The organism is Nocardia sp. NPDC051911 (genome assembly GCF_040681035.1).
In the GTDB taxonomy this organism is placed as follows: Bacteria; Actinomycetota; Actinomycetes; order Mycobacteriales; family Mycobacteriaceae; genus Nocardia; species Nocardia sichangensis.
The window spans coordinates 1-1,474 of the sequence record NZ_JBFAXY010000108.1 but is presented as its reverse complement, the minus strand read 5'-3'; the positions used below and the strand labels follow the sequence as shown (position 1 = coordinate 1,474).

General features: G+C 71.4%; 1 protein-coding gene. It reads right to left on the bottom strand.

The features are described from left to right. Positions 1-183: 183 nt before the first annotated feature. The gene (locus AB0L97_RS38625) at positions 184-1,347 is read right to left on the bottom strand and encodes a GuaB3 family IMP dehydrogenase-related protein (protein WP_355081654.1); all 1,164 of its coding nucleotides are present in this window, start codon (positions 1,345-1,347) and stop codon (positions 184-186) included. Positions 1,348-1,474: the final 127 nt, after the last annotated feature.

The following is a 1,474-nucleotide window of genomic DNA, read 5'->3' as shown; positions in this document are numbered from 1 at the left end:
GCGCCGGGCACGGTGATGCCGGCTGTCCACGATCGGCGGGACAGTGTCGAGACTCGCGCCCGCGGCGCATGCGCTTCGACCGCTGGAACGCGAGCCGGGCCGCGAACGGCGCTCGTAAGACTCGCTTCTCCGGTGATCGCCGGGTGGCTGGGAGGGTGCGCCGCAGTACGCTCAGGCCTACCTTCAAGCGCGTACGCTCAGGCCCACCTTCTGGAACTCCTTGAGGTCCGAGTAACCGGCCTTGGCCATCGAACGACGCAGGCCGCCGACGAGATTCAGCGAACCGAACGGATCGTCGGACGGGCCGAAGAGCACCCGCTCCAGGCTGGGGCGCACCGTGTCGCCGACCGGCTCGCCACCGAGATCCCACGGATCGTCGACGTGCAGCATCGACCCGCGCGGCACCGACGGGTGCGCGGCCGCCGACGGCCAGTACCAGCCGCGGCCCGGCGCCTCCGCGGCCACGGCGAGCGGGACGCCGAGCATGGCCGCGTCCGCGCCACACGCGATCGCCTTGGCCAGCTGCCCGGAGGTGGAGATGTCGCCGTCCGCGATGACGTGCACATAGCGACCGCCGGTCTCGTCCAGGTAATCGCGGCGGGCGGCGGCGGCATCCGCGATCGCGGTGGCCATCGGCACGCCGATGCCGAGTACCTCGCCGGTGGTGGTCGCGCCGGGGTAGGAGCCGTAGCCGACGATCACGCCCGCCGCTCCGGTACGCATCAGGTGCAGCGCGGTGCGGTGATCGCTCACGCCGCCTGCGACCACGGGCACGTCCAGGTCGGCGATGAAGGTCTTGAGGTTCAGCGGCTCACCGTCGCCGACATGTTCGGCGGAGATGATCGTGCCGTGCACCACGAGCAGGTCGATCCCCGCCTGCAGCAGCGCCGGGGTGAGCGTGCGGGCGTTCTGCGGGCTCACCCGCACCGCCACGGTGACGCCGGCGGCGCGGACCTGCGCCACCGCGGCGGCGAGCAGATCCGGCTGCATCGGCGCGGCGTGCAACTCCTGCAGCAACGCCACGGCGCGCTCGTAACCGCCCTTGCCGACCAGCTCTAGCAACTGGTCGATCTTCGCGCCGACATCCGCGTGCCGCGCCCACAGTCCCTCGCCGTTGATCACGCCGAGCCCGCCGAGGCGGCCGAGTTCGACGGCGAACTCCGGGGACACCAGGGCGTCGGTGGGGTGCGCGAGAAACGGGATCTCGAAGCGGTAGGCGTCCAGCTGCCAGGACAGCGAGACCTGCTTCGACGAGCGGGTCCGGCGCGAGGGGACGATGTCGACGTCGTCCAGCTCGTAGGTACGCCGGGCGGTCCGGCCCATGCCGATCTCCACCATGTCGCGCACGCGAAATCTCCTTGTCTGATTTGCAGCGCCTGCGGCGCTGCGTGTTCGCGGCCCCTTATGGCTCGCGTTCCAGCGGTCGAGACTCGCGCCTGCGGCGCATGCGCTTCGACACGCCCGAATACGCGGG